General features: G+C 71.3%; 17 protein-coding genes. 6 read left to right on the top strand and 11 right to left on the bottom strand.

Features of this window, described 5'->3' with window-relative positions; translation table 11 throughout:
• The 8 genes from ACFWGZ_RS27675 to ACFWGZ_RS27640 all read right to left on the bottom strand — a co-directional run.
• A partial coding sequence (locus ACFWGZ_RS27675; protein ID WP_382454504.1) for a YbaB/EbfC family nucleoid-associated protein occupies positions 1–363 on the bottom strand: 363 nt, incomplete at its 3' end.
• Between the two features lie 43 nt (positions 364–406).
• Positions 407–1168 (bottom strand): ESX secretion-associated protein EspG, encoded by a 762-nt coding sequence (locus ACFWGZ_RS27670; RefSeq protein WP_382454503.1) that lies wholly within the window; start codon positions 1166–1168, stop codon positions 407–409.
• Entirely contained in the window at positions 1165–2868 is a 1704-nt protein-coding gene (locus ACFWGZ_RS27665; protein WP_382454502.1) for a PPE domain-containing protein, read from the bottom strand. Before ACFWGZ_RS27665 ends, ACFWGZ_RS27670 begins: the two co-directional genes overlap by 4 nt.
• Positions 2869–2912: 44 nt before the next feature.
• Positions 2913–3293 carry a hypothetical protein gene (locus ACFWGZ_RS27660; protein WP_382454501.1) on the bottom strand — a complete coding sequence of 127 codons (381 nt, stop codon included), beginning with the start codon at positions 3291–3293 and terminating at the stop codon, positions 2913–2915.
• A gap of 409 nt (positions 3294–3702) precedes the next feature.
• Positions 3703–5691: a hypothetical protein gene (locus ACFWGZ_RS27655; protein WP_382454500.1), complete on the bottom strand. Its 1989-nt coding sequence runs from the start codon at positions 5689–5691 to the stop codon at positions 3703–3705.
• Positions 5691–5996, bottom strand: a complete 306-nt coding sequence (locus ACFWGZ_RS27650; protein ID WP_382454499.1) for a type VII secretion target — start codon at positions 5994–5996, stop codon at positions 5691–5693. Before ACFWGZ_RS27650 ends, ACFWGZ_RS27655 begins: the two co-directional genes overlap by 1 nt.
• Positions 5997–6030: 34 nt before the next feature.
• Entirely contained in the window at positions 6031–6531 is a 501-nt protein-coding gene (locus tag ACFWGZ_RS27645) for a YbaB/EbfC family nucleoid-associated protein (protein WP_382454498.1), read from the bottom strand.
• Positions 6532–6575: 44 nt separating this feature from the next.
• Positions 6576–7340 carry an ESX secretion-associated protein EspG gene (locus ACFWGZ_RS27640; RefSeq protein ID WP_382454497.1) on the bottom strand — a complete coding sequence of 255 codons (765 nt, stop codon included), beginning with the start codon at positions 7338–7340 and terminating at the stop codon, positions 6576–6578.
• Between the two features lie 472 nt (positions 7341–7812).
• Between ACFWGZ_RS27640 and ACFWGZ_RS27635 the strand changes: the two genes are divergently transcribed.
• Positions 7813–9390, top strand: a complete 1578-nt coding sequence (locus ACFWGZ_RS27635; protein ID WP_382454496.1) for an MFS transporter — start codon at positions 7813–7815, stop codon at positions 9388–9390.
• Positions 9391–9423: 33 nt separating this feature from the next.
• On the opposite strand, the gene ACFWGZ_RS27630 is transcribed toward ACFWGZ_RS27635, so the two are convergent.
• Positions 9424–10368, bottom strand: coding sequence for a LysR family transcriptional regulator (locus ACFWGZ_RS27630; RefSeq protein ID WP_382454495.1), 945 nt, complete (start codon positions 10366–10368; stop codon positions 9424–9426).
• Between the two features lie 108 nt (positions 10369–10476).
• Between ACFWGZ_RS27630 and ACFWGZ_RS27625 the strand changes: the two genes are divergently transcribed.
• Complete coding sequence (locus ACFWGZ_RS27625; protein ID WP_382454494.1) at positions 10477–11853, top strand: aminopeptidase P family protein; 1377 nt, start codon at positions 10477–10479, stop codon at positions 11851–11853.
• On the opposite strand, the gene glpK (ACFWGZ_RS27620) is transcribed toward ACFWGZ_RS27625, so the two are convergent.
• Positions 11850–13343, bottom strand: a complete 1494-nt coding sequence (gene glpK / locus ACFWGZ_RS27620; RefSeq protein WP_382454505.1) for a glycerol kinase GlpK — start codon at positions 13341–13343, stop codon at positions 11850–11852. The genes ACFWGZ_RS27625 and glpK (ACFWGZ_RS27620) overlap by 4 nt on opposite strands.
• 25 nt (positions 13344–13368) lie before the next feature.
• Positions 13369–14133 (bottom strand): IclR family transcriptional regulator, encoded by a 765-nt coding sequence (locus ACFWGZ_RS27615; RefSeq protein WP_382454493.1) that lies wholly within the window; start codon positions 14131–14133, stop codon positions 13369–13371.
• A gap of 244 nt (positions 14134–14377) precedes the next feature.
• Here ACFWGZ_RS27615 and ACFWGZ_RS27610 point away from each other — a divergent pair, with 244 nt between their 5' ends.
• Genes ACFWGZ_RS27610 through ACFWGZ_RS27595 form a run of 4 tightly spaced genes read left to right on the top strand, consistent with a single transcriptional unit; the run spans position 14378 to position 18657 of the window.
• On the top strand, positions 14378–15133 hold the full coding sequence (locus tag ACFWGZ_RS27610; RefSeq protein WP_382454492.1) for an MIP/aquaporin family protein: 756 nt from the start codon (positions 14378–14380) through the stop codon (positions 15131–15133).
• Positions 15134–15166: 33 nt separating this feature from the next.
• Entirely contained in the window at positions 15167–16684 is a 1518-nt protein-coding gene (gene glpK, locus ACFWGZ_RS27605; RefSeq protein ID WP_382454491.1) for a glycerol kinase GlpK, read from the top strand.
• A gap of 25 nt (positions 16685–16709) precedes the next feature.
• Positions 16710–18350 carry a glycerol-3-phosphate dehydrogenase gene (glpD, locus tag ACFWGZ_RS27600; protein ID WP_382454490.1) on the top strand — a complete coding sequence of 547 codons (1641 nt, stop codon included), beginning with the start codon at positions 16710–16712 and terminating at the stop codon, positions 18348–18350.
• 7 nt (positions 18351–18357) lie between these two features.
• Entirely contained in the window at positions 18358–18657 is a 300-nt protein-coding gene (locus ACFWGZ_RS27595; protein ID WP_382454489.1) for a hypothetical protein, read from the top strand.
• Positions 18658–18732: the final 75 nt, after the last annotated feature.

Genomic DNA, 18732 nt, shown 5'->3' with positions numbered 1-18732 from the left:
CTCCTCGGTCTCGTCGTCGTCCGACGGGATCGAGTCCGAGACCATCTGGTAGGCCTCGGTGCCCTCGCCGAGCGGCTTGAACAGCTCGAGCACCTGCTCGGCCGCCTGCTTCTGGGCCTTGCGCGCGGTCTCCAGGATCACCGCCGTGAGCCGGGGACCGCCCAGCTCCAGCGCGCGGTGACCCAGTTGCAGGTTCTGCAGGCCGCCGTTCGGACCCACCGTCACCGTGACCGCGCCGTCCTTCGACGTCACGGTCGCCGACGCTGCGGCGAAGTTCTCGGTCAGGTTCTCCGACTTCTGCTTCAGGTCGGCCAGTTTGGCCTCGTACTCTTCGACCCACTGGTACGGGTTCGCGGATGTCACACGGTCCTCCGGCGGCGGTGGTTCAACTGCGTCGCGAAAAAGTTCAGGCGAGCACAGCGTTGATACGGGTGGCGATGCGGTCGTTGTCGGTCGGCGAGACGCTCAGCCAGCCGTCCGAGTTGACCATCAGGTAACGGCCCTGGTGGGTGTCGAACCAGTTGATCACGACACCGGACCGCTGCTGGTCGCGGGTGACGCCGAACTGGCCGCCCGCGACCCGGTTGGCCGCGAGCTCGCCGACCTGCTTGGCGTCCTGGGGGGACAGCCCCGCCTGCTGCAGGGCGTTGCGGTCGTCCCCCTCGTCCTCGGAGGCGGCGAAGAAGTCGTCGGAGTCGCTCTTCTCCTCCGCCTCCTTGATCGCGACCGCTTCCCGCAGCGTCTCCACCCGCACGTTCACGGCCGTGCCGGGACCGGGCTCGCCGTCGGGCAGCACCCGCACGATCTCGCGGGCGATGCCGGTCTCGCGAATCGTCAGCAGCCCGACCCGGCCGTCGTCGATGATCGCGAGGACGGCCCGGTCGCCGTTGGAGGCGGCCAGCGCCCGCACGGTCCGGTCGAGCCCCGCGACCGCGTCGACGGAGACCCGGTGGTCGTCCAGCAGCCGGAGGTGGTCCTCCAGCCGCTGGTTGCCGACCAGGCCGCGCTGGCGCAGCTCGTCCAGCGTGTTCTCGCGCAGCACCCGGCGGTCCTGCTCGGTGTCGCCCTCGCTCGGGACGTCCAGCGGGTACGGCATCCGGCCGAGCCGCAGCTCGTGCCACAGGACGTCGAACTCGCGCGGCGAGAGCAGGAACTCCGGCGTGATCACGACGCGTCAGGACCCTTCTGCTTCTTGGCCTTGGCCGCGCCGATGACCGACGGGGGCAGGTTCTCGCCGGGGACCTCGAACAGGTCGCCGCCCATGATGTAGCTGGCGGAGCGGTGTTCCTTGTCGTCGTCGCCCTTGCCGCCGGCACCGGGTGCGCCGCCCATCGGGGCGCCGCCCATGCCGGCACCCGCGGCGCCGGCCGCGCCGGGACCGGTCATGCCCATCGGCATGCCGCCGCGCATCTGGCCCTGCACACCCGCGGAACCACCGGGGGTCATCGACCCACCGGCGCCACCGGCACCGGCACCGCCGCCGAAGGCACCGCCACCGCCACCGCCGCCGGCTCCACCGCCCATGGAGGGGGTGAACGGCATGGGGCCGCCCTTCATGCCCGCGCCGCCGCCACCGCCGGCACCGCCGCCACCACCCGCGCCGCCACCGAAGCCGCCGGTCCCGCCGGGACCGGTGTAGCCGGGCGCGGAGGGGTTGAACTTCGGGTTCTGCGGGACGTAGTTCGGGTTGGTGATGTCCTTGCCGACGGTCGGGACCTTCGGGATCTGCGGCGTGTACTGCTGGTTGCCGCCGCCCTTGTTCGTCGTCCCGCCCGTGCCGCCGGGGGTGTACCCGCCCATCTGCGGGTTGTACGTGCTGGTGCCGCCACCGCTGCCGCTGGTGAACGTGGTGCCCGTGCTCGCGGCGGGGTTGTAGTTCGGCGCGGTCGGCGTGTACGTCGAGGCCGAGGTGTTCGTGGTGCCGGGGTTGTAGTTCGGCATCTGCGGCGTGTAGCTGCCACCGCCGCCACCCGCACCGCCGCCGGCGCCCGTGGCACCGGGACCCGCGTAGCCGGGAGCGGCGGGGTTGTAGCTCGCCGCGGCGGGCTGGTTCACGCCCGCGCCACCGGCACCCGCGCCACCACCGGCACCCGCACCTGCACCGGCACCCGCGCCACCACCGGCGCCCGCGCCCGCACCGGCACCCGCGCCACCGTTGACGCTCGGCGGGGCGGCGACGGCACTGGACGTCTCGGTCCGGCCGGACATGAACGCGTCGACGCCACCCAGAGCCGGAGCGGCGCCGGAGCGCGCCACGGCCATCACCGGTTCCTCGACCTGACCGGTGTTCGGGTTGAACGGCGGCTTGAACGCGGGCACCGACGAGTCGATCTGCCGGGAGTTGGACTCCATGTCGGTCATGACGGTGACGGCCTGGTCGTGCGCGGCGCGCGACGCGGCGTTCGCGAGGGCGATGTCCATGGACGCCGCCACGAACGCGGGCGTGCCCGGCTGCGACAGCGCGGCGGCCGCCTTGTTGTAGTCGAACTCGATCGGGGCGGGCATCTGCGCGCGGGCGGATTCCATCACCCGGCCCTGGTCGGCGACCTTGCCGCCGACCTCCACGGCCGTCTTCGCGGTCTCGTCGACCCAGTCCCCGAGCTTCTTCATCGCGTCGCGGGCGGCCTCGGCGGCCGCACCCGTCCACTTGGACTCCGACGAGGTGATCACGGAGTTGATCGTCCGCGACGCCTCGGTGAGCTCGTTGCCGTACTTGCTCCAGTCGGAGCTGATCTGGCCGGCCTGGCCGGGGTCGTTGTTGTTGTGCACCGCGGCGTAGAGCTCTTGGTGCGATCGCGACGCCCAGTTCTGGGGGTCCGTGAGGACCGGGACGTTCTCGATCTGACTGGGGTCGGTCTCGGGGGGCATGACCGGCTCGCCTCTCGCTTCGGTGGACCCAGCTGGCACGGAGCTCAGCTGTTACCCATGTGCTTCTTCAGTTCGATCTGCTGTTCCTCGTCGAGGCGGGTGAAGTTCTCGATGGCGGTCACGATCGAGTTCTTCGTCTGCTCGAGGACCGTGCGGTACGCGGTCATGACGCTGACGAACGAGTACTGCTCACCCTCCGCCCGGTGGGTGAACTTGTCGCGCATCTTGTCGCCGACCGGGTTGGCGCCCAGCGGCGCCGGACGCGCGATGCTGGTGTTGGCGCGCTCGAGCCACGAGTCGACCTGGTCGATCTGGGCCTGGAACTGCTTGCGCAGCTCTTCACCCGCAGCCGGGTCGAGCTGCACCTGACCCGAGGTGACGGTGTCCTTGAGCGGGACAGCGTCGTTGTCACCGACGATGTACATGCGGGCAGTATCGGGGGTTCCTTGTTGCATCGCTCGCTTTCTCGCGCGCGAGTTACCAATTGAGACCCACGTTCACAATGCGTCCCAACACACTCAAACGGGCCACCACCAGGTGAACGACGTGTAACGGAGGTGATCGTTTCCCCTGGTTGTGGGAGCGCTCTCCGCCTGGTGCCCGAGTGGGCTTCCCGCCCCTGTTCACACCCCGGAATCGGGCATGCTCCGAGGGTTGCTGTGATCCAAATCACATAGCGGAACAGGGTTGATTTAGGGCGGTCTTGAGGTTCGTCACGCACCGCTTCGTCCATCACCGGATCGGCTGAATCGTTTGGCTCTGGACGACAAAGCGGGCGCACCCCACAGAGTACGCCCGCGATGCCCGTTTTGGATCAGTTGGATGCTGTGGAATTCACAGCTGCGCGTTGTGCTCCTTCAGGTCGCCGAGGAAGCCCTCGTTCTCCTTCTGGCCGTGCTTGTCCGCTCCGAGTTCCTTCCAGAGCTCGTGGACCATGTGCAGCACCGAACCCGTGGCGAACGCCTTGCCCGCCACCGTGAAGTGGCCACCGGGCGCGGCGAGCTCCTCGAAGTTCTTGATCCACTGGCTGATCTTCGCGGCCTCGTCCGGCGTCTTGCCGAACTTCGTGGTGAGCACCTCGTCCAGGTGCTGCTTGCCGAACTTGCTGAGGTCGTCCACGTGGTTCTTGACCTCGGCCCACGAGAACGGCGGCTTGCCGCCACCCGTGCCGGGAGCACCGGGAGCGTCCGAGCCGGGCGGCTTGGGGGCCGCGTCGTCCGGCTTGGGCGGCGTACCGGGTGCGTCCGAGCCGGGGGGCTTCGGCGCGCCGCTGTCACCCGGCGGTTTGGGCGCGCCGCTGTCACCCGGCGGCTTGGGTGCACCGCTGTCGCCGGGGGGCTTCGGTGCCGCGTCGTCGGGCTTGGGCGTGGCCGGCGGCTTGGGAGCCGCGTCGTCGGGCTTCGGCGTCGCCGGTGGCTTCGGCGCGGCGTCGTCCGGCTTCGGCACGGCCGGGGGCGGGCTGTCCGGCTTGGGCGTCCCTCCCGGCGGCAGCGGGTTGTCCGACGGCGGCTTGGTGACCGCGGGCGGAGGGGGCTTCGGCAGGTCGTCCGGCTTGATGCCGGCCGGCGGCTTGCCCCCGCCCGCGCCACCGCCGCCCGACGGGGGCTTGGCACCACCGGCAGGGGGCACCGGCGGCGGAACCGGCATGTCCGACGGCGGCTTCGTGACCGCGGGCGGCGGAGGCGCCGGCATGTCCGGCGGCTTCACCGACGGGGTGTCCGGCGGCTTCACGCCGGCCGTGCCCGTGGAGTCGCCCGGCGGCTTCTGGACGGGGGGAGGCTCGGGCGCGTCGCCCTTGCCGCCCGCGCCGCCGGCAGGGCCGCCCGGGACGTCCGGTGGCTTCTGGACGGGAGGCGCGTCGCCGGCCGGGGGCTTGCCGCCACCGCCGCCGCCGGGGCCGCCCGGGACGTCCGGTGGCTTCTGCACGGGCGGGGCGTCGCCGGCGGGGGGCTTGGCGCCACCCGCGCCGCCACCACCGTTGATCGTGGGGGTGTCGCCCGGCGGCTTGACCGGGGGAGGCGTCGAGGCGCCGGAGGAGGCACCGCCCTTGCCGAAGCGGGCCGCGTCGTCGCCCATCTTCGCCAGCGCGGTGCCGAGGTCGTCGGCGGCCTTGGAGGAGGAGGTGATCAGCGACTTGAGCTTCGTGACGTGCCGCATGATCCGCGACAGCGCCTCGAGTGCGGTCGCCACGGCGGTGCCGATGAACGCGACGATCGACGCGCCGAACGTGATCGGGGCGAGGCCCGCGGCGATCAGCGCGCCACCGATCAGGTTGCCGATCACCATGGCGATGATGTCGCGCACGAGCGAGCGCACGGCGGTCACGCAGGCGCCCATCGTGCCCATCAGCTTCGCGGAGGCGTTGACCGCGGAGCCGATGGCCTCGAGCTCCTTGGACACGTGCGCCATGGTCGAGCGGAAGCGGTCGGCCGCCTCGCCCGCCCAGCCGTCGAGCTTCTTGAGGGCGGCGAGGTGACCCGACGCCAGGCCCTCGTAGTTCTTGGCGTCGTCCTTGAGCTTCTCGGTCTCCTGGCGGATCGCGATGTTGTCGCCGATCAGCAGGTCGAGCGGCTCGCGCAGGAACGCGATGTGGTCGATCAGCCAGCCGACACCGGCGCCGATGACGGCACCGAGGGGGTTGAGCGCCGCGCCGACGATGTCGAACGCGAGACCGACGCTGTAGGCGGCGATCGAGGCGTTGTCCTGCTCCTGCACCGCCTTCACGAGGCCGGCGACCGTGTCGACCATGCCCGCGCCGGAGAACTTGTCGTTGAGCTCGGTGCCCTCGCCGAAGCCCGGGGTCCACGTCAGGCCCTGCACCATCAGGCACCTCCGGAGAACGTCTTGGCGTTGCCCTGGTCGGTGTTGGTGTAGGTGTCCGCGGTGAGGCGGGCGTTCTTCGCCGCCTCGCGCAGACCGGACTCGTACTTGCCGATGCACTCCTCGGCCTTCTTCACCTCGACGCGCGCGGCGGCGGCGAAGATCTGGCCGACGATGCCGAACACCAGCGGGTCGAAGTGGACGTTGCCGAGCACGCCCTTGGACGTCTCGAGCTGGGCCACGATGGAGTCGAGGTTCGTGGCGAACGCCTTGATCCCCTCGGGATCGACGTCGAACTGACCGGCCATCAGCGGTCCCCTCGCACGGCAGGGGTGGATGAGGTCACCAAGGCTGGCCGTCCTCGTCATCGTCGTCGTGAGCGGGGCGCCGCCGCGCGGGCGGTGCCTGCTGCGGCTGCTGGGCCGCGGGCTGCTGCTCCTGGGTGGCGTACCCGTCGTCGTCGTACCCGTACTGCGAGTCCTCCTCCTCGTCCTCCACGGCGGGCGGGAGGTACGACATGACGAGGTCCATCGACTCGGTGCCCGCGCCGAGCGGCGCGAACGCCTCGAGCATCTTCTCGGAGGCCGCGCGCTGCCCCTTGCCCACGGCCTCCATGATCGACGCCTGCAGGCGCTGCGGGCTCAGGCCCGCCGCGTAGTCGGTCAGCTGGAGGTTCTGCAGGGCACCGGTCGGCGCGATCGTCACCTGGACCGCGTGGTCCTTCGACATCACGGTGGCCGACGCGTGGGCCATGTCCATCTGCAGCTGGGCGGACTTCGCCGCCAGGTCGTCCGCCTTCGCCTGCATGTTCTGCATCCACTGGTCGGGATCGACCCCGGCCATCCGGCTTCCGTCCAACGGAGCCAACGGATCCACGGAAATCCCCCTCACGCCAGAACGGCGTCGATTCGAGTTGCGATTCGGTCGTTGTCGCTGGGCGACAGGCTCAGCCAGCCGTCGGAGCGCACCATCAGGTACCGGCCCTGGTGGGTGTCGAACCAGTTGATGACCACGTCCGCGCGGTGCCGCCCGTGCGTCACGCCGAACTGACCGCCCGCGACGCGGTTGGACGCGAGCTCGTCCATCTGCCGCGCGTCCTGTGCGGACAGTCCCGCCTTCAGCAGTGCCTGCCGGTCGTCGAGCTCGTCGTCCGCGGCACCCCACGGGTCCTCGGAGTCGTCGTCGTCCGGTTCGGCCTCCTGCAGCGCGACGGCCTGCTGCAACGTCTCCAGCCGCACGGACAGGGCGCTGCCGGGACCGGCCTCGCCCGCGGGGAGCACGCGGACGATCTCCCTGGCCAGCCCGGTGGGCCTGATCTCCGTGAGACCGACGTTGCCGCCGTCGATCACCGCGACCACCGCCTGGTTGCCGTTGGACGCGGCGAGCGCCCGCACGGTCCGGTCGAGTCCCGCGACGGCGTCGACGGACACCACGTGGTCGTCGAGTACCCTCATCAGGTCCTCGAGCCGCGCGTCGTCGCCGATGCCGCGCCGGCGGAGCTCCGCGAGCGTCCTGTCCTGCAACGCCTTGCGCTCCTTCTCGGTGTCTCCCTCGCTGGGCACGTCGAGCGGGTACGGCATCCTGCCGAGCCGCAGCGTCTGCCACAGCACCTCGAACTCGCGGGTCGACAGCAAGTACTCGGGCGTGATCACGTGTGCTCGGACCTCTCTCCTCTGGCGGCTGTGCGCGCAGTATCGAGCAGATTCCGGACACGTGTTCACGATTCATCGGATACACACCCGGTCGGGCCGAATGTTCACAATTGGCGGTGGTGGACCGGGCGGGCGACGGCCCCGGAACCGTCGGCGCACTTGAACAGTTGTTTGCCCAGGTTCTGGGAGCGCTCTCAGCCCCCGGTCCGAACGGGCCGGACCGGCCTGTCCCCGTGCGGGGAGCGGGCCGTTCACACCCGTGCTGTGACCCAACTCACAAGCCTGCCACTCCTGTTGAGACGGCGTCGTGCCGATGTGTGAGGTCGGCGCACTGGGTACCGCCAACGGGGTGATTTGGTGATGGTGTGCACGATGGCTTCAGTGCAGACCAAACTCAACCCTCCCCGGCAGTCCGATCGCGGAGCCGCTCACGTGCTCGGCGAGGCACACCCCGAGGTGTGAAGATCGAGCCGTGACCGTCTCCCCGTGGGCGCCTCTGCGCCGCAGCGCGTTCCGTGCGCTGTGGCTCGCCCAGTTCGCCTCCAACATCGGCACCTGGGCGCAGACCGTCGGCGCGCAGTGGCTCATGGGCGACCTCGGCGGCACCGCGCTGCAGGTCGCGCTCGTGCAGACCGCCACGACGCTGCCGGTGTTCCTGCTGGTCGTCCCGGCCGGGGCGCTCGGCGACATCCTCGACCGCCGGCACGTGCTGCTGGGCGGGCAGGCGCTGATGCTGCTCGGCGCGGGCGGGTTGATGCTGCTCGCGGGCACGGGCAGCGCGTCACCGCCGAGCCTGCTCGGGCTGCTCGCGCTGATGGCGATCGGGCAGGCGCTGTCGATGCCGTCGTTCCAGGCGATCCAGCCGGAACTGGTGTCGCGCGAGGAGATCCCGCAGGCCGCGCTGCTCAACGGCGTCAACATGAACGTCGGCCGCGCGATCGGTCCCGCGCTCGGCGGCCTGCTGATCGCGCTGGCGGGCCCGGAGGCGACGTTCGCGTTCAACACCGTGTCGTTCCTCGGCGTGCTGGTCGTGCTGGCGCGCTGGAAGCGCCCGTCGGACAACCGGCCGCTCGGCGCCGAGCACATCACCACGGCGTTGCGGACCGGCGCGCGGTACGTGGGCAGCTCGCCGCTGTTCCGGCGCGTGCTGGCCCGGCTCACGGTGTTCATCGTGTTCGGCAGCGGGCTGTGGGCGCTGCTGCCGGCGATCGCGCGCGGCCCGCTGCGCCTCGACGCGAGCGGCTACGGCGTGCTGCTCGGCAGCGTCGGCGCGGGGGCGATCGGCGGCGCGTTCGTGGTGCCGAAGCTCTTGCAGCGCATGAGCAAGAACCGGCTGGTGCTGTTCGCGACGCTCGTCTACGCGACCGCCACGAGCACGGCGGTGCTCAGCGCGAGCATGGCGCTGGTGATCGTGGCGATGCTGTTCACGGGGGCGTGCTGGATCGCGACGCTGTCGACGTTCAACGCCTCGGCGCAGATCATGCTGCCCGCCTGGACGAGGGCCCGCGCCCTGGCCTACTACCAGCTGATCCTGATGGGCGGTCAGGCGCTCGGCGCGGTGGTGTGGGGCGCGATCGCCGACGCCTACGGGCTCAGGACGGCCATGATCGTGCCGGCGGTGGCGATGGCGGTCCTCGTGGTCGCGGCGACGAAGTGGCTGCCGCTGATCGACCGCCCGCTCGACGTCAGCCCGGCCACGTACTGGGAGGAGCCGCCGGAGATCGACGACACCGACGCGGGCCCGGTGCTGGTGACGGTCGAGTGGCCGGTGGCGCCCGAGAACGAGGCCGAGTTCATCGACGCGATGCAGCGCGTGGGCAGGGCGCGCCGCCGCACGGGCGCCACGATGTGGGGCCTGTTCCGCGACACGGAGAAGCCCGGGACGTTCCTGGAGACGTTCACCGTGGCGACCTGGCAGGAGCACCTGCGCCAGCACGTGGAGCGCGGCACGGTCGTCGACCGGCAGAACCAGGAGACGGCGCGGTCGCTCGCCGAGGGGCCCGCGCACGTGCGGCACCTGCTGTTCGCGGAGCCGGCCAAGCCGGAGTGAGCCGCACCATAGTGGCGGACTATGTGGGCGGGGTCAGTCGGCCGCGGTGAGCGCCGCGCCCCGCTCCTGCCACCACGGCCGGAACACCGGGCTCGCGAGCGCCTGCGCCGAGTAGGCCTCCAGCACCTCGGCGAACACGCGGCCGGCGCGGGTGCCCGTGAGCCGTTCCCGGCGCCAGCAGAACACCAGCCGCATCCGCATCGGCGACCCCGCGAGCGGCCGCACGGCCACCCCCGGGCCGCCCTGCGACGTGGGCTCGACCAGCTGCACGGCCTTGCCCGCCGCGATCAGCTGACGGCCGGCGCCGCTCGGCATCTCGAACCGGATCCGCGGCACGAAGCCGGCCGCCCGGCAGGCCGCGCGCAGGGCCGTCAGCGACCCGTCCTCGGCTCCCGGCGGGCCCACCCACGCCGCGTCGGCCAGGTCGGCGAGCTCCACCTCCCGGCGTGCGGCGAGGGGGTGTGCGGCGGGGAGTGCGATGTGGACCGGCACCCAGGACACCACGATCCGCTGGCCGACGCCGCGGGGCAGGCCCAGGTCGCCGTCCTCGTCGACGGCGATCACCGCCGCGTCGAGGTGGCCGTTCGCGAGGGCCAGGGCCAGGCCGGTCGAGGACGCGTCGACGACCATGGTCACGTCGTCGAGCAGCTGCTCCAGGCGCTCGTAGAGCGGTGCGACGCACTCCATGTGCACCGAGCCGAAGCGGACCGGCCCGTCGCGCCCGGTCATGTCCGAGCCGAACGCGTCCAGCTCCACCAGCAGCAGCCGGGCCCGCTGGAGCATCTGCGCGCCGAGGGCCGTGGGGACGGCTCCGGCGCGCCCGCGGTCGAAGAGCCTGCCGCCGACCAGGCGTTCGACGCGCTGCAGCAGGGTGGTCAGGGACGGCTGGGAGATGCCGAGCTGGGTCGCCGCGCGGGAGAGGCTGCCCGCGTCGCCGATGGCGCACACCGCCCTCAGGTGCCGGATCTCCAGTTCCATAGGCCGAGGCTATCCCCGATCCGGATTGGCGGGACCCCCGCGGCAGGGGGAAGAGTGGTAATCAGGACCACTCTGGAGGGACGCGAATTGGCTCGGACACGCCGCGACATGGCGAAACTGGTGGAGGCGGACGGGTTCCGCTCGTACGTCCGCGACGGCTGGGGCGAGTGGGACAGCTCGATCGACCTGCCGCGCGGCACCGCGGAGGCCGCCCGGGAGCACCGGGCGAGGCTCGCGCAGGCGCTGCCGGGCAAGCGGATCGCGCTGGCGGCGGGGCGGGCGCACGTCCGGTCCAACGACACGTTCCACGAGTTCCGCGCCGACAGCGACTTCGTGTGGCTGACCGGGTGCCGGGTCGAGGGCGCGGTGCTGGTGATGTCGGACGACGACGCCACGCTGTTCGTGCCGGTGCCGTCGGAGGTCCACAGCGTCGACTTCTTCGGTGACGCCGACCGCAGCCCGTTCTGGATCGGCGCGGCGGCCGGCCCGAAGGAGTGGGGCGCGGCACTGGGCCTCACCGCCCGGCCGCTGGAGGACCTCGCGACCGCGCTGCGCGGCCGCCACCCCGAGACGCTGACGGCCAAGGGCGCCGACCCGCTGCTCGACGCGCTGACCGGGTCGCACAGCGACGAGCTGCGCACCACCCTGTCCGAGCTGCGCCGCATCAAGGACGACTGGGAGGTCGACCAGCTCCGCCAGGCCGTCGACGCGAGCGTCAAGGGCTTCGCCGACGTCGCGATGGAGCTCGGCCAGGCCGTGCGCGGCGGGGGAGAGCGCTGGCTGCAGGGCACGTTCGACCGCCGGGCGCGCACCGAGGGCAACGGCCCGGGCTACACCTCGATCGTCGCCGCCGGCCCGCACGCGCCGGTGCTGCACTGGACGCGCTGCGACGGCCGCGTGAACGACGCCGACCTGCTGCTGCTCGACGCCGGTGTCGAGATGAACTCCCTCTACACCGCCGACGTGACCCGCACGTTCCCGGTGAGCGGCGAGTTCTCCGACGCCCAGCGCAAGGTCTACGACCTCGTGCACGCCTCGCACGTCGCGGCGCTCGCGGAGGTCAGGCCCGGCAACGACTACAGCGCCTTCCACCACACCGCCATGCGGGTGCTCGCCGAGGGCCTGCACGACTGGGGCCTGCTGCCGGTGAGCGTCGACAAGGCGCTCGACCCGTCCGGCCAGCACCACCGGCGCTACATCGTCTGCGGCACGGGCCACTTCCTCGGCCTCGACGTGCACGACTGCGCCGACGCCCGCCAGGAGACCTACCAGCAGGGCATCCTCGAACGCGGCATGGCGCTGACCGTCGAGCCGGGCCTCTACTTCCACCCCAACGACGAGACGCTGCCGCCGGAGCTGCGCGGCATCGGCGTGCGCATCGAGGACGACCTCGTCGTCACGAGCGACGGCGCGGACGTCCTGAGCGACGCGCTGCCGATCGCGGCGGACGACGTGGCCGCGTGGGTGCGCAAGCAGCGTTCCTAAGTGGACGGACTGGAGCGGGCCCACGCGAACGTGAGTTCCACGGCCCGCTTCCAGTTCGCGTACTCGTCCTCGCGGTGCCGGGCGTCCATCACCGGGTTCCACCGCGCGGCCAGGTGCCAGTTGCGGCGCAGACCTTCGAGGTCCGGCCAGTACCCGGCGGCGAGCCCCGCGGCGTAGGCGGCGCCCAGCGACACCGTCTCCGCCACCAGCGGGCGCATCACCGGCACGTCCAGGACGTCCGCGATGAACTGCATCAGCAGGTGGTCGGCCGTCATGCCGCCGTCCACCTTGAGCACCGGCGTCGGCGACCCGAGGTCGGCGTTCATCGCGTCGACCACCTCGCGGGTCTGCCAGCCGGTCGCCTCCAGCACGGCCCGCGCCAGGTGGCCCTTGTTGATGTAGGACGTCAGCCCGACGACGAGCCCGCGCGCCTGCGCGAGCCAGTGCGGCGCGAACAGGCCGGAGAACGCGGGCACGATGTAACAGCCGCCGTTGTCCTTGACCGTGCGCGCCAGGGTCTCGATCTCCGGCGCGGAGTGGATCAGGCCGAGGTTGTCGCGGAACCACTGCACGAGCGACCCGGCGACGGCGATCGAGCCCTCCAGCGCGTACGCCGGCTCACCGCCGATCTGGTAGCCGATCGTGGTGAGCAGGCCGTGCTTGGAGCGCACCAGCTCCGTGCCGGTGTTCATCAGCAGGAACCCGCCGGTGCCGTAGGTGCCCTTGATCGAGCCCTTCTCGAAGCAGGTCTGCCCGAACAGCGCCGCGTGCTGGTCGCCCAGCGCCGCGGTGATCGAGATGCCCGGCACGACCCGCGTCGTCACGCCGCTGATCTCGGTCGACGGGCGGATCTCCGGCAGCATCGACGACGGCACGCCGAAGAACTCCAGCAGCGTCGGGTCCCACTGCCGCGTCGAGAGGTTCATCAGCATCGTCCGCGACGCGTTGGTCACGTCGGTGACGTGCAGGCCGCCGTTCACGCCGCCGGTGAGGTTCCAGATCAGCCAGGTGTCCATCGTTCCGAACAGGACGTCGCCGCGGTCGGCCTTGGCGCGCAGCCCCGCGACGTTGTCGAGCATCCACCGCAGCGAGGGCGCCGAGAAGTAGGTCGCGAGCGGCAGGCCGCAGCGGTCGCGGACCTCCTCGATGCCCGGTTTCCTCCCCAGCTGCGCGACGAGCTCCTCGGTCCGGATGTCCTCCCAGCTGATCGCGCGCCCGACCGGCACACCCGTGTGGCGGTCCCACAGCACGAACGTCTCGCGCTGGTTCGTGATGCCCAGCGCCACCACCTGCTCGGCGGTGATCCCCGCCTGCCGCAGCGCCTGCGGCATGATCCGGTCGACGTTGCGCCAGATCTCCACGGCGTCCTGCTCCACCCAGCCGGGACGCGGGTGGTACTGCCGGTGCTCGCGCTGCGCGACCGCGACCAGCCGGGCGTTCTGGTCGAACACGATGCAGCGCGTCGACGTCGTCCCCTGGTCGATCGACATGACGAACCGTTGCACGGCGAGCCCCTCAGTTCTCGTCGACGAGCGATGTGGTGACGGACTCCGCGGCCTGCACGACCTGCCGCACCAGCGTGGCGCGCGGCCGCCCGGCCGAGTCGCACAGCCGGTCCGCCGCGCCGGAGACGCCGATCGCCCCGACGACGAGGCCGCCGGGGATGCGGATGGGCGCGGCGATGCTCGCCTCGCCGGGCATGTACTCCTCGGCCTCGCCCGCCCAGCCCTGCGCGCGGACCTCGGTCAGCACGCGCTCCAGCATCTGGGTGCGCGTGATGGTCCGGCGCGTCAGCGACGTCAGCTCCCGCCGGCGTGCGGCCGCCGACAGGTCCGGGTCGTAGGCGAGCAGCACCTTGCCCAGGGCGGTGGCGTGCAGCGGCAGCATCGCGCCGATGCCGAGGGTCTGCACGGAGTTGTCCGGGCGGAACACGTGGTGCACGACGAGCACGGCGCCGTCGTGGTGCATGCCGATCCGGACCTCCTGGCCGCTGCGCGCGGCCAGCGTGTCGGCCCAGTTGATCGATCTGGACCGCAGCTCGTTGGCGTCCAGATAGGACGTTCCCAGGTGCAGCAGCGCCGCGCCGAGGCGGTAGCGGCCGGTCGCCGGGTCCTGCTCGACGAACTCGACCCGTTGCAGCGTCCGGAGAATCCCGTGCGCGGTGCCCCGCGCCAGGCCGAGCGAGTCGGCGATCTCCGTGAGACCGTGGTGGCCGGAACCGCGGGCGAGCAGCCGCAGCACGGCGGCGGCGCGTTCGATCGACTGGATGGGTCCCGGCACGCGAGAAACGTAATTGAGACGACCCGTGTCGGCAATGTCGAACAGCTACGACGCCCGTCACCCCTGGACACGGGCCTGAAAACACCACGTCTGCGCGCAGCGTGACCGGCTGGTCACACCATCGGGGGTCACAGGTGTCGACATTGTCGAAACGCGACAGTTGAGCAGGCGTGACGCTCGTCATTACGTTCCGCCTCAGTCACCACGGGGTGATCAGCCGTTCAAGGACGAATGGGAGGCCAGCGTGGGTCTCGGGACTGTGTTCGTCAGCGAGGTGCTCGGTACGGGCGTCTTGCTGTTGATGGGTGCGGGCGTGGTGGCCAACGTGCTGCTCGTCAAGTCGAAGGGCTTCGACGGCGGCTGGCTGCTGATCAACTTCGGCTGGGGTCTCGGCGTCTTCGCCGGTGTCTACGTCGCGTACAAGTCGGGTGCGCACCTCAACCCCGCCGTGACGGTCGGCATCCTCACCAGCGGCGCCGCGGAGTACGCGCCCGGTGTGCCGGTCGGCTTCGGCTCGACGCTCGTCTACTTCGCCGGCGAGATCCTCGGCGCGTTCCTCGGCGCCGTCGTCGCCTGGCTCGCCTACAAGCCGCACTTCGACGAGACGCCCGACGAGGGCCTCAAGCTCGCCGTCTTCTCGACCGGCCCCGCGATCCGCAGCTACGCCTGGAACCTCGTCTGCGAGGTCATCGGCACGTTCGTCCTGGTCATGGTCGTCCTCGCGTTCGGCAAGACGCCCACCCAGCTCGGCCCGCTGGCCGTCGCGATGCTCGTCGTCGGCATCGGCGCCTCCCTCGGCGGCCCCACCGGCTACGCGATCAACCCGGCCCGCGACCTCGGCCCGCGCATCGCGCACGCCCTCCTCCCGCTGTCCTACAAGGGCACCGACGGCGAGGCCGTGGGCAAGAAGGACTCCGACTGGAGCTACGCCTGGGTGCCGGTCGTCGGCCCGCTCATCGGCGGCGCGCTCGCCGGTGTCGTCGCCGCGATCGCGATCTGACGTCCCCTGACCATCCCGAAAGGACCTCACCCGATGACGCAGTACGTTCTCGCCGTCGACCAGGGCACGACCAGCACGCGGGCGATCATCTTCGACCACAGCGGCTCCATCGTCGCCGTGGGCCAGAAGGAGCACGAGCAGATCTTCCCGAGGGCCGGCTGGGTCGAGCACAACCCGGTCGAGATCAAGGAGAACACCCGGTTCGTGATCGGCCAGGCGCTCGCCAAGGCCGACCTCAACACCGGTGACCTCGCCGCCGTCGGCATCACCAACCAGCGCGAGACCGCGGTGGTGTGGGACAAGAACACCGGCGAGCCCGTCTACAACGCCATCGTCTGGCAGGACACCCGCACCCAGGCGATCGTCGACGAGCTCGGCGCCCTCGGCGGCGGCGCCGACCGCTACAAGGCCAAGGTCGGCCTGCCGCTCGCGACCTACTTCTCCGGCCCCAAGATCCGCTGGATTCTCGACAACGTCGAGGGCGCCCGGGAGAAGGCCGAGGCGGGCGACCTGCTGTTCGGCAACACCGACACGTGGACGCTGTGGAACCTGACCGGCGGCCCCCACGGCGGCGTGCACGCCACCGACGTCACCAACGCGTCGCGGACCATGCTGATGGACCTCGACACCCTGCAGTGGGACGCCGAGATCGCCGGTGAGATGGGCATCCCGGTGTCCATGCTGCCGGAGATCAGGTCCTCCTCGGAGGTCTACGGCACCGGTGGCCCCGGCGGCGTCCTCAAGGGCGTGCCGATCGCGGGCATCCTCGGCGACCAGCAGGCGGCCACGTTCGGCCAGGCCTGCTACGAGCCCGGCACGGCCAAGAACACCTACGGCACCGGCAACTTCATGCTCCTCAACACGGGCACGGAGAAGGTCGCCTCGAAGAACGGCCTGCTCACGACCGTCTGCTACAAGATCGGTGACGAGGCGCCCGTCTACGCGCTCGAGGGCTCCATCGCCGTCACCGGCTCGCTCGTGCAGTGGCTGCGCGACAACCTCGGCATCATCGGCTCGGCCGCGGAGATCGAGACGCTGGCCAAGACGGTCGAGGACAACGGCGGCGCGTACTTCGTGCCCGCGTTCTCCGGCCTGTTCGCGCCGTACTGGCGCTCCGACGCCCGCGGCGCGGTCGTCGGCCTGACCCGGTTCGTCAACAAGGGCCACCTCGCGCGGGCGGTGCTGGAGGCGACGGCGTTCCAGACCCGCGAGGTCCTGGACGCGATGAACGCCGACTCCGGCGTGCCGCTGACCGAGCTCAAGGTCGACGGCGGCATGGTCGCCAACGAGCTGCTCATGCAGTTCCAGGCGGACGTGCTCGACGTGCCGGTCGTGCGTCCCGTCGTCGCCGAGACCACCGCGCTCGGCGCCGCGTACGCCGCCGGCCTGGCCGTCGGCTACTGGTCGTCGCTCGACGAGCTGCGCGCCAACTGGTCCGAGGACAAGCGCTGGACCCCGGAGCTCGCCGCCGACGAGCGCGAGCGCGAGTACCGCAACTGGAAGAAGGCCGTCACCAAGTCGTTCGACTGGGTCGACGCCGACGTTCGCTGATTTCCTTCTAGAGGAGCTGAAGAAGTTGTTCGCGAGGCTGGATCCGGCTCGGCGTGCGCACTCGCTCGAAGCGTTGGGCAGCACGGAGTTCGACGTGCTGGTCGTCGGAGGTGGTGTGGTCGGCGCCGGCGCGGCGCTCGACGCGGCGTCCCGCGGCCTGTCCGTCGCGCTGGTCGAGGCAGACGACTGGGCGGCGGGCACGTCGAGCCGGTCCAGCAAGCTCGTCCACGGCGGGCTGCGCTACCTGGAGCAGCTGGAGTTCAAGCTGGTCAGGGAAGCGCTCAAGGAACGCGGGCTCCTGCTGCGCCGGCTCGCACCGCACCTGGTGCGGCCGGTGCCGTTCCTCTTCCCGCTGAAGAAGCAGTGGGAACGGGCCTACGTCGGCGCGGGCGTCCTGCTGTACGACTCGATCGGCGGCGCCGGGGCGGTGCCGATGCACCGGCACCTGTCCCGGTCGAAGATGGCCGCCGTCGGCCCGTCGCTGGACGCCTCCGCCTTCGCGGGCGCGATCCGGTACTACGACGCGCAGATGGACGACGCCCGGCTGGTGTCGACTCTGGTTCGGACGGCCGCCCAGCACGGTGCCACCGTCGTGTCCCGCGCTCGGGTGACGTCGTTGCTGCGCACCGACGGCCGGGTCTGCGGCGCGTCCGTCCGCGATGAACTGTCCGGTGTGACGCATGTTGTGCGTGCGCGCCGAGTGATCAGTGCGACCGGTGTGTGGACCGACTCGCTGAACTCGATGTCGCCCGGCACCGCGCCGTTCCACGTGCGGATGTCCAAGGGCGTGCACGTCCTGGTCGACCGGTCGCGCATCCAGCTCGACGGCGGTCTGATCACCCAGACCGAGAAGTCCGTGCTGTTCGTGATCCCGTGGGGCGCCTACTGGATCATCGGCACCACCGACACCCCGTACTCCGGTTCGCCCGAGGACGTCGCCGCCACCCCCGAGGACGTTTCGTACATCCTCGACCATGTCAACGCCGTGCTGCGCACCCCGCTGTCCGCCGACGACGTCGTAGGCACCTACGCGGGACTGCGGCCCCTTTTGGACGGTGCGTCCGGTGACACGGCGCAGCTGTCGCGCGAACACGCGGTCGCCGAGCCCGAACCCGGCTTCTTCGTCATCGCCGGCGGCAAGTACACGACCTACCGGGTGATGGCCGCGGACGTCGTCAACGCCGCCGTCACCGGCCTCGGCCAGGCCGTCGCGCCGTCCCTGACCGCCCGGCTGCCCCTCTGCGGAGCAGTCGGGTTCCACGAGCTGTGGGCGGACCGGGCCCGCGTCGCCGCCGAGTCCGGCCTGCCCACGTCCACAGTGGAGCGCCTGCTGCGCCGGTACGGGTCTGCGGTGTCGGACGTCCTCGCGATGATCGCCCAGGACCCCGCGCTCGCGGAGCCGGTCGCCGGGTACCTCGCCGCGGAGATCGTCTACGCGGTGACCCACGAAGGCGCCCTGGGACTCGACGACGTCCTTTCCCGCCGGACGCGAATCGCCATGGAACACCTCGACTTCGGTGTATCGGTGGCGGGCCAGGTGGCTGAACTGATCGCCCAGCCCCTTGGCTGGTCGGGTGCGGAGCGGGATGCTGCGGTCTCTGCTTACCGGGCCGGGGTGTCTGCGGCGGCTCCAGTCCGGGATGTGACGGTCCAGCCAGGGATGTGACGGTGAGATGGACAGCGTCGAGTTGATCGGGCGGTTGCGGCGGGAAGGCGGGTTCCGGCTGCTTCCGCTGCTGGGGGAGACCGGGGAGGTCGCCGGGGTGCACCTCTCGCGGTTCCTGCCCGGTGGGTGTCTTGATGTTGTCCAGGCCTGGGACGAGCGGTGGGCCGTCTTCGCCCGGGTTCCCGACGTCTTCGACGCCGGGGCGCCCTTCGAGTCTCCCGGGGGTGCTGTGGTCCGGGGGCCGTTCGCCCGGGTCGTGGCTCCGTTGCTGCCCTTGCAGACCGGGCTGGTTCCTGTTCGTCGGTGAGTTTTTCGGGGTCTTCGGTGTTTGGGGGCTTCGCCCCCTTGCCCCCTTGGTCGGGGGCTCCGCCCCCTGGCCCCC

Source organism: Lentzea sp. NPDC060358 (assembly GCF_042725365.1).
Taxonomy (GTDB): Bacteria; Actinomycetota; Actinomycetes; order Mycobacteriales; family Pseudonocardiaceae; genus Lentzea.
The sequence above is the reverse complement of the archived record's forward strand: the minus strand, read 5'-3'. Positions and strand labels throughout refer to the sequence as shown.

Coding starts and splice junctions, on each gene's coding strand:
- ACFWGZ_RS27630 (WP_382454495.1), bottom strand. CDS start 10,368: ATGGAACTGGAGATCCGGCACCTGAGGGCGGTGTGCGCCATCGGCGAC.
- ACFWGZ_RS27645 (WP_382454498.1), bottom strand. CDS start 6,531: ATGGCCGGGGTCGATCCCGACCAGTGGATGCAGAACATGCAGGCGAAG.
- glpK (WP_382454505.1), bottom strand. CDS start 13,343: ATGTCGATCGACCAGGGGACGACGTCGACGCGCTGCATCGTGTTCGAC.
- ACFWGZ_RS27650 (WP_382454499.1), bottom strand. CDS start 5,996: ATGGCCGGTCAGTTCGACGTCGATCCCGAGGGGATCAAGGCGTTCGCC.
- ACFWGZ_RS27655 (WP_382454500.1), bottom strand. CDS start 5,691: ATGGTGCAGGGCCTGACGTGGACCCCGGGCTTCGGCGAGGGCACCGAG.
- ACFWGZ_RS27595 (WP_382454489.1), top strand. CDS start 18,358: ATGGACAGCGTCGAGTTGATCGGGCGGTTGCGGCGGGAAGGCGGGTTC.
- ACFWGZ_RS27660 (WP_382454501.1), bottom strand. CDS start 3,293: ATGTACATCGTCGGTGACAACGACGCTGTCCCGCTCAAGGACACCGTC.
- ACFWGZ_RS27665 (WP_382454502.1), bottom strand. CDS start 2,868: ATGCCCCCCGAGACCGACCCCAGTCAGATCGAGAACGTCCCGGTCCTC.
- glpK (WP_382454491.1), top strand. CDS start 15,167: ATGACGCAGTACGTTCTCGCCGTCGACCAGGGCACGACCAGCACGCGG.
- ACFWGZ_RS27625 (WP_382454494.1), top strand. CDS start 10,477: ATGGCGAAACTGGTGGAGGCGGACGGGTTCCGCTCGTACGTCCGCGAC.